This is a genomic window from Streptomyces durbertensis (assembly GCF_014156695.1).
Lineage (GTDB): Bacteria > Actinomycetota > Actinomycetes > Streptomycetales > Streptomycetaceae > Streptomyces > Streptomyces durbertensis.
Genome location: NZ_WMLF01000230.1, coordinates 1 through 8337 on the forward strand (window position 1 = coordinate 1; position 8337 = coordinate 8337).

Genomic DNA, 8337 nt, shown 5'->3' on the forward strand with positions numbered 1-8337 from the left:
CGTCTTCCCCACCCTCCCGGTCCTGCCGTCTGACGGCGCGGCTGCGCACGGCCGGGCCGGTGCGGGCGGCGCCGGTCGACGGTGTGGCGGTGTTCCACCGGCTGTACCTCTCGGCGGCCAACGGCTTCACCGGCGGGCGTGGGGCCGACGGGCCGACGGGCACCGACGACCTGGCGGTGCGGCTGGCCGACCGCTATCTGGGCGCGCTGGCGGCGGCGCGGGCCGGGCTGCGCCCGCCGACGGGCTGGCGGCCGCTGTTCCGGCTGCGGCACCACCCGGGGGTGCGGCCGTGCCAGTTCGCGCTCGCCGGAGTGAGTGTCCACCTGGCGCACGACCTTCCGCTGGCGCTGCTGGAGGCCGCCACGGTGCGCGGCGTGGGGCCCGACGCCCTGGAGGCCGACCTGGACGGACTGGGTGGGCTGCTGGACGGGCTGGAGGAGGCGGCCGGCGAGCGGGTCAGAGCGGAACTCTCCAGCGTCGCCGACCCGTTGGCGTACCTCGTGGGGGGCCGCAGCGCGGCCGGGGCGAAGGAGGCGGCGTGGTCGGCGTTCCGGATGCTGTGGCGGCTGGGCGAGGCCCCGGCGCTTCCGGGTGAGTTCACGGCCCGGCTCGGCGCCGAGGCCCAGTCGTCGGCCCGGCTGCTGCTGACCCCGCTGCGCACGCCGACGGCCGCCGCCCCCCGCCCGGAGAGGGGGCGAAGGGCGGCGGGACGCGGACCGGGTGCCGGTCAGTCCTCCGGCAGCTCGACGGGGGCCAGCTCGTCGTAGCGGTCACCGGGACCGGGGTTGGTCGGGTCGGTGGTGCCGCCGAACTGGTGCATCACGCCCCAGACCGCGTTGAGCGCGGTCTGCACGGCGCCCTCGGCCCAGCCGGCCGTCCAGGAGATGTCGTCGCCGGCCAGGTACAGGCCGCGCTTGTCCTCGGGCAGCCGGTCCTGCATGAAGTGCGTGAACAGGCGCCGCTGGTAGCGGTAGTGGCCCGGCAGGTTGGCCTTGAACGCGCCCATGAAGTAGGGCTCGTTCTCCCAGGACACGGTGAGCGGGTTGCCGATGATGTGGCTGCGGATGTCGACCTTGGGGTAGATCTCGCCGAGCGACTTGAGCATGACCTCCATGCGCTCGTTGGCGTCCAGCGGCAGCCACTTGAGGCTGTCGTCGCACCAGGTGTACGACAGGCAGATCACGGCGGGCTTGTCGGGGCCGTTGTCCAGCAGGTAGGTGCCGCGGGTCATGCGGTCGGTGAGCGTCATGCTCATCACGTCGCGGCCGGTCTCCTCGTCGGTGTCCAGCCAGAACGGCCGGTCGACGGGGACGAACAGCTTCGAGGACTCCATGTAGTGGGTGCGCTCGACGGCCGTCCAGTGGTCGATCGGGAGCAGCGCGTCGTCGCACTCGATCTTCGACAGCAGCATCCAGGACTGGGCGGTGAACACCGCCGCCTTGAAGGTGCGGATGTCGCCGTCGGCGTCGGTGACCGTGATGCGGTTGCCGGCGGTGCGGCTGAGGCGGGTCACGGCGGGGCGGTGCCGGCCGTCGTGCAGCGAGCTCAGCGAGGTGCCGAGCGGCCAGTGCACGATCTTGGCCGGTTCCCGCTCCCACAGCCGCTCCGGGAGCTGCTGGCTGCCGCCGACGATGCCCCGGTGGTCGTCGTCCGCGCCGGTGTAGACGACGCGCAGGATCTCCAGGATCGAGTTGGGGAAGTCGGTGTCCCAGCCGCCGGTGCCGAAGCCGACCTGGCCGAAGATCTCCCGGTGGCGGAAGGAGGAGAACGCCTTCGAGTCGCAGAGGAAGCCGTAGAAGGTCTGGTTGTCCAGCTTCTCCACCAGCGGCGCCCACAGTTCGCGGATGCGTGCCACGTCGCGCTCGCGGATGGCGCGCTGCATGTCGGAGAAGTCGGCGCCCTCCTCCAGGCAGGCGTTCCACGCCTCCATCACCTGGTGGTAGACCTCGGGCAGGTCGTCCAGGGTGCGGGCGTAGTGGCTCTCGCCCTTGAGGTCGACGACCGTGGAGGGGGTGTCGGGCGACAGCGGGTTGGGGAACGGCCTGGTCTCCAGCTCCACCAGGTCGACGTAGTGCTGGAAGGCGGTCGAGGACGGCGGGAAGCGCATCGCGCCCATCTCCGCGTTCAACCCCTCGCCGTCGGTGCCGCAGCCCTCGAAGTCGGAGGTGCGCAGCCGGCCGCCGATCTTGTCGGCCTCGTAGACGACGGGCCTCAGGCCCATCTTCATCAGCTCGTAGGCGGCGATGATGCCGGACAGGCCGCCGCCGATGACGGCGACCTCGGTGCCGTGCTCGGTCGCCGGGACGGAACCGATACCGGCCGGGTGGGCCAGGAAGTCGTCGTAGGGGAAGGGGAAGTCCGGGCCGAACATGGTGATGGGCGGCTGCGGAGCGGGGCTCTCGGCGTGCTCGTCATGGACGGCGGCGGGCACGTTCGCGGTCATCGGCGCGGTACTCCTTGGCGGTGCACGGGGTGGAACAGGTCGGTGCGGAGGTCGGTGAGGTAGGTGTTCTCGGCGCGGGACGCCGCCAGCGCGGCGGTGTCCACGTCGGCGACGACCAGGTCCTCACCGGCGCCCGCCCGGGCGCGGACGGTGCCGTCCGGGGCGGCGAGGCAGCTCAGTCCGGCGAAGGCGAGGTCGCCCTCGGTGCCCTGCCGGTTGGCGTAGGCGAGGTAGAGCTGGTTCTCCCAGGCGCGGGTGGGGATGAGCGTCTGCGGCACGAACTCGTAGGGCCGCATCAGAGCGGTGGGCACGAGCAGCAGTTCGGTGCCGGCCAGCGCGTGGGCGCGGACCGTCTCGGGGAACTCCACGTCGTAGCAGACCAGCAGGCCCAGCCGGACGCCGTCGAGCTCCGCCTGGACGACCGGCTCGTCGCCGGGGGTGAAGGCGGTGTTCTCGAAGGTGCCGAAGAGGTGGGTCTTGCGGTAGTTCGCGAGCGGCGTGCCGGTCGGGCCGATCAGCCGGGCGGAGTTGTACACCGCCTCGCCGTCGCGCTCCGGGTAGCCGTAGACGACGGCCACGCCGTGGCGGGCGGCGATCTCGCCGACGGCCTCGGCGCCGGGTCCTTCGGCCTCCTCGGCGAGTTCGGCGGTGGCCGCGCCCAGGGCGTAGCCGGTCAGGGACAGCTCCGGCGTCACCAGCAGTCGCGCGCCGGCCGCGGCGGCCCGGGAGGCGGCGCTCTCCAGCGCCGCCAGCGCGTCGGCCCGTGGCACGGGGGCGCCGCTCGGGCCCTGCGACAGCGCGATGCGCAGCTGCGTCATGACACCTTCCGACCTGGGGATTCGTACGTTCGGGGGACATATCGAAGGTACGGCCGGGGTGAGTGTGGGGACAAGACGCGCTTCTTGCGCACCCAGGTGCGATCTGTTGCGTCCGGGGGTGGGAGAACGGCGATCTGTTGCGTGGGGCCCGGCTGCAGTGGTCCTCACCACCACGCCGGGCCGCGCCGGGCCCTGGCTACGCGGGCGTGTCGGGCGTGGTGGCCGTGTAGCGGCGCAGCAGGGGGGAGAGGACCAGGACGGACTTGGTGCGTTCCACGAACGGCTCGCCCGCGATCCGCTCCAGCACCCGTTCGAAGTGCCGCATGTCGGAGGCGAAGATCTGGACCAGGGCGTCCGCGTCGCCGGTGACGGTCGACGCGGACGCCACCTCGGGATACCGCGACAGCGCGTGCCGGATATCCCGAGGCGAGGTGTTGTGGCGGCAGAACATCTCGACGTAGCCCTCGGTCTCCCAGCCGAGCGCGGCCGGGTCCACCCGTACGGTGAAGCCGGTGATCGCGCCTTCGGCCCGGAGCCGGTCGACCCGGCGCTTGACGGCCGGGGCGGAGAGCCCGACCTGGGCGCCGATGTCGGCGTAGGACCTCCTGGCGTCCTCGGCCAGGGCCTGGACGATGCGCTCGTCGAGTTCGTTCAGTCGCACTGCGGGTCGTTCACTTCTCTGGGTCGTGCGGTGTGCTGGCGCCCGCGTCGGCGTCGGCCAGCCGGGAGCGACGCTGCCCGTAGAGGAAGTAGAACACGAGCCCGGCGGCCATCCAGCCACCGAAGACGATCCAGGTGATCACCGGCAGGCTGGTCATCATCCACACGCACATCGCAAGGCCGATGGCCGGGACCAGCGGCGCCAGCGGCACCCGGAAGCCGCGCGGCATGTCGGGCCGGGTGCGGCGCAGCACGATGACGGCGACGTTCACCAGGGCGAAGGCGAAGAGCGTGCCGATGGAGGTGGCGTCGGCCAGCTGGCCGAGCGGGACGGCCGCGGCGAGGGTGCCGCAGAAGGCGGCGACCAGCACGGTGTTGGCGCGCGGGGTGCCGGTGCGCGGGTTCACCTTGGAGAACACCTTCGGCACCAGGCCGTCGCGGGACATCGCGAACAGGATGCGGGTCTGGCCGTAGAGCACGGCGAGCACCACGCTGGCGATCGCGATCACCGCGCCGGCGGCCAGCACGACCGCCCAGAAGCCGTGGCCGGTCACGTCGCGCAGCACACCGGCGAGCGCGGCCTCGGAGCCCTCGAAGTCCTGCCACGGCGTGGCGCCCACGGCGACCGCGGCGACCGCGACGTAGAGCACGGTGACGATCAGCAGGGAGAGCATGATCGCGCGCGGCAGGTCGCGCTGCGGGTTCTTGGCCTCCTCGCCGGCCGTGGAGGCGGCGTCGAAGCCGATGTAGGAGAAGAACAGCGAGGCGCCGGCCGCGCTGACGCCGGCCAGGCCGAGCGGCAGGAAGGGCTCGTAGTTGCCGGCCTTCACACCGGTGAACGCCACCGCGCAGAACAGCAGCAGCGAGGCGACCTTGACGACGACCATGATCGTGTTGACCCGGGCGGACTCCCGGGCGCCGCCGAGCAGGAAGGCCATGGCGAGCAGCACGACCAGCAGCGCCGGCAGGTTGAACAGCCCGCCCTCACCCGGCGGCGCGGAGAGCACGGCGGGGATGGTGACGCCGATCGTGCCGTCGAGCAGTTCGTTGAGGTACTCGCCCCAGCCGACGGCGACCGCCGCCACCGAGACGCCGTACTCCAGCATCAGACACAGGCCGCACACCCAGGCGACCAGCTCGCCGAGCGTGGCGTAGGCGTAGGAGTACGACGAGCCGGAGGCGGGGATCGTACCGGCCAGCTCGGCGTAGGACAGCGCGGAGAACAGCGCCGTCAGACCGGCTATGACAAAGGAGATCGTGACGGCGGGACCGGCCTTGGGGACGGCCTCGCCGAGCACCACGAAGATGCCGGTGCCCAGCGTGGCACCGATGCTGATCATGGTGAGCTGCCACATGGTCAACGTGCGGCGGAGCTGGTTGCCGTCGCTGCCGCGGCCCGCCTCGGCGACCAGCTGCTCCACCGGTTTGCGGCGCATGAGCCGCTGCAAGGGCGTGGGGGCCGGAGGGCGGGGTGGCGCGGCTGTCACGGTGGACTGCGGCACGGGGGCTCCTTGCTGTTCTTCAGGGGAACGGCGGGTGCGCGCGGCGGCCGCGTCCGGGCACGTCGAAGTGACCGGAAGTCCGGTGGGGATGACCGCCGAGCAGGCGGTCACCGCCATCTCGTACAGCGCCAGACTCTATGAGCCCGCGGCGCGGACGCGAAATGCGCATACCTTGCGCAACCGCGTCGATGTGTTGCGTGAAACCGCCGAGGACGCAAGATCGCGTACCCCGGGTGTAAGGATCGCGATATTCGCCTCCGCAGACGGCAAACGGCCCGTGGCCACCGCGTCGGTGGCCACGGGCCGTTCCGCCTGTCTCGTCGCCGGATTTCGGGCCGTCAGCTCCAGCTGGCGTGCAGCGGCTTGCCCTCGGCGTAGCCGGCCGCGCTCTGCACGCCGACGACGGCCTTCTCCGCGAACTCCTCCAGGGAGCCCGCGCCGGCGTAGGTGCAGGAGGAGCGCACACCGGCGATGATCGAGTCAATCAGGTCCTCGACGCCCGGACGCGTCGGGTCCAGGAACATCCGGGAAGTGGAGATGCCCTCCTCGAACAGCGCCTTGCGGGCCCGGTCGTAGGCGGATTCCTCCGAGGTGCGGTTGCGCACCGCGCGGGCGGAGGCCATGCCGAAGGACTCCTTGTACAGGCGGCCGTCGGCGGACTGCTGGAGGTCGCCGGGCGACTCGTAGGTGCCGGCGAACCAGGAGCCGACCATCACGTTCGACGCGCCGGCGGCCAGCGCCATCGCCACGTCGCGCGGGTGCCGGACGCCGCCGTCGGCCCAGACGTGCTTGCCGTGGCGGCGGGCCTCGGCGGCGCACTCCAGCACGGCGGAGAACTGCGGGCGGCCCACGCCGGTCATCATCCGCGTGGTGCACATCGCGCCCGGGCCGACACCGACCTTGACGATGTCGGCGCCCGCCTGGATCAGGTCGCGCACGCCCTCGGCGGCGACGACGTTGCCGGCGACGACCGGTACCTGCGGGTCCAGCGAGCGGACCGCCTTCAGGGCGTCGATCATGCCCTCCTGGTGGCCGTGCGCGGTGTCCACGACAAGGGTGTCGACCCCGGCCTCCAGCAGCGCCTTGGCCCGGCCCGCCACGTCGCCGTTGATGCCGACGGCGGCGGCGATGCGCAGTCGCCCCCGGGCGTCGGTGGCCGGGGTGTAGAGCGTGGCGCGCAGTGCGCCCTTGCGGGTGAGGATGCCGGCGAGCCTGCCGTCGCCGTCGACGGCGGGGGCCAGCTTGCGGTGCGCGGCGTCCAGTCGGTTGAACGCCTCGCGCGGGTCGATGTCGGCGTCCAGCAGGAGCAGTTCGGTCGACATCACCTCGCGCAGCTGGGTGAAGCGGTCCACGCCGGTCAGGTCGCTCTCGGTGACCACGCCGACCGGGCGGCCGTCCTCGACGACCACACCGGCGCCGTGGGCGCGCTTGGGCAGCAGGGCCAGCGCGTCGGCGACCGTGCCGCCGGGCGCGAGCACGATGGGGGTGTCCAGCACCAGGTGGCGCTGCTTGACCCAGGACACGACGTCGGCGACCACCGGCAGCGGGATGTCCTGTGGGATGACGACCAGACCGCCGCGCCGGGCGACCGTCTCGGCCATGCGGCGGCCGGCGATGGCGGTCATGTTGGCCACGACGAGGGGGATGGTGGTCCCCGTGCCGTCCGGGGTGGAGAGGTCCACGGACTGGCGGGAACCGACCGAGGAGCGGGACGGCACCATGAAGACGTCGTCGTACGTCAGGTCGTAGGGGGGCCGCTGGTCGTTGAGAAATCGCACGTGCTGTACATCCCAGTCGATCGGAGGACGCCCACGGGTGCCTCACCCGGGGCAAAACGCACGTACTTCATTCTCCCACGGGCCGCCCTCCACACGCCCCGGGACAAACCACCAGACGCGCCACGGCGGCTTTGTGGGAAGATACGACAAGCCTGGCCGATGTCGCGTGCCCGGGCCGATGGCACACCGGCGGCGGTAACGTGCGCCCATGAGCGATCTTGACCTTCGTCCCGACGCCCGGGTCTGCGGCGGCCGCGCCGAGGTCGCCGCCACCCCGGTGCGCGAACTGCTGCGCGGCCGGCCGGTTCCGCTGGGCGAGTCCACCGAGGTACGCCGTCTGCTGCCGAACCTCGGCCGCCGCATGGTCGGCGCCTGGTGCTTCGTCGACCACTACGGCCCCGACGACATCGCCGACGAGCCGGGCATGCAGGTGCCGCCGCACCCGCACATCGGACTCCAGACGGTCAGCTGGCTGCACCAGGGCGAGGTGCTGCACCGCGACAGCCTCGGCAGCCTCCGGACCGTCCGCCCCTACGAGCTGGGGCTGATGACCGCGGGCCGGGCCATCGCCCACTCCGAGGAGTCGCCCCGCGACCACCACCGCTACCTGCACGGCGCCCAGCTGTGGGTGGCGCTCCCCGACGCCCACCGGCACACCGACCCTGCCTTCGAGCACCACACCGAGCTGCCGCAGGTCACCGGCGGCGGGCTGCGCGCCACGGTGATACTCGGCGAACTGGACGGCACCCGCTCCCCCGGCACGACTTACTCGCCGCTGGTCGGCGCCGACGTGACGCTGCCCGGCGGCACCTCCGCCCGGCTGCCGCTGGAACGCGACTTCGAGTACGCGGCGCTCGGCATGAGCGGCGCACCGCTCGTCGACGGCGTACCGGTCGAGGCCGGATCGATGCTCTACCTCGGCTGCGGCCGCGACGAACTCCCCCTGCGCGCCGACACCGACAGCTCGCTGATGCTGCTCGGCGGGGAGCCCTTCGAGGAGAAGATCGTCATGTGGTGGAACTTCGTCGGCCGGTCCACCGACGACATCGCCGAGGCCCGCGCCGACTGGCAGGCCGGCCGCCGTTTCGGCACCGTCGAGGGCTACGCCGGCCCCGCCCTCGACGGTGCCGAAACGG

Annotated in this window: 7 protein-coding genes; 2 read left to right on the top strand and 5 right to left on the bottom strand. The window is 72.4% G+C overall.

The annotated features are described in order from the left end of the window. Positions 1–767: DUF5995 family protein (locus tag GL263_RS16050; RefSeq protein ID WP_228456546.1), on the top strand; the 767-nt coding region annotated here is incomplete at its 5' end. Here the strand turns inward: GL263_RS16050 and GL263_RS16055 are convergent. The 5 genes from GL263_RS16055 to GL263_RS16075 all read right to left on the bottom strand — a co-directional run bounded on the left by GL263_RS16055 (position 728) and on the right by GL263_RS16075 (position 7201). Beyond that, positions 728–2443 (bottom strand): flavin monoamine oxidase family protein, encoded by a 1716-nt coding sequence (locus GL263_RS16055; RefSeq protein ID WP_182856405.1) that lies wholly within the window; start codon positions 2441–2443, stop codon positions 728–730. The two genes, GL263_RS16050 and GL263_RS16055, sit on opposite strands and share 40 nt — an antisense overlap. Next, complete coding sequence (locus GL263_RS16060; RefSeq protein WP_182856406.1) at positions 2440–3261, bottom strand: carbon-nitrogen hydrolase family protein; 822 nt, start codon at positions 3259–3261, stop codon at positions 2440–2442. The genes GL263_RS16055 and GL263_RS16060 overlap by 4 nt, the downstream gene beginning before the upstream one ends. Before the next feature lie 196 nt (positions 3262–3457). Further along, positions 3458–3922, bottom strand: coding sequence for an Lrp/AsnC family transcriptional regulator (locus GL263_RS16065; protein ID WP_143646462.1), 465 nt, complete (start codon positions 3920–3922; stop codon positions 3458–3460). A gap of 10 nt (positions 3923–3932) precedes the next feature. Continuing rightward, the gene (locus GL263_RS16070) at positions 3933–5357 is read right to left on the bottom strand and encodes an amino acid permease (protein WP_438947965.1); all 1425 of its coding nucleotides are present in this window, start codon (positions 5355–5357) and stop codon (positions 3933–3935) included. Positions 5358–5761: 404 nt separating this feature from the next. Next, a complete protein-coding gene (locus tag GL263_RS16075) occupies positions 5762–7201 on the bottom strand; it encodes a GuaB1 family IMP dehydrogenase-related protein (protein ID WP_182856408.1) in 1440 nt (479 codons plus the stop codon). 208 nt (positions 7202–7409) lie between these two features. Between GL263_RS16075 and GL263_RS16080 the strand changes: the two genes are divergently transcribed. Beyond that, on the top strand, positions 7410–8337 hold a 928-nt coding region (locus GL263_RS16080), incomplete at its 3' end, for a pirin family protein (RefSeq protein WP_182856409.1).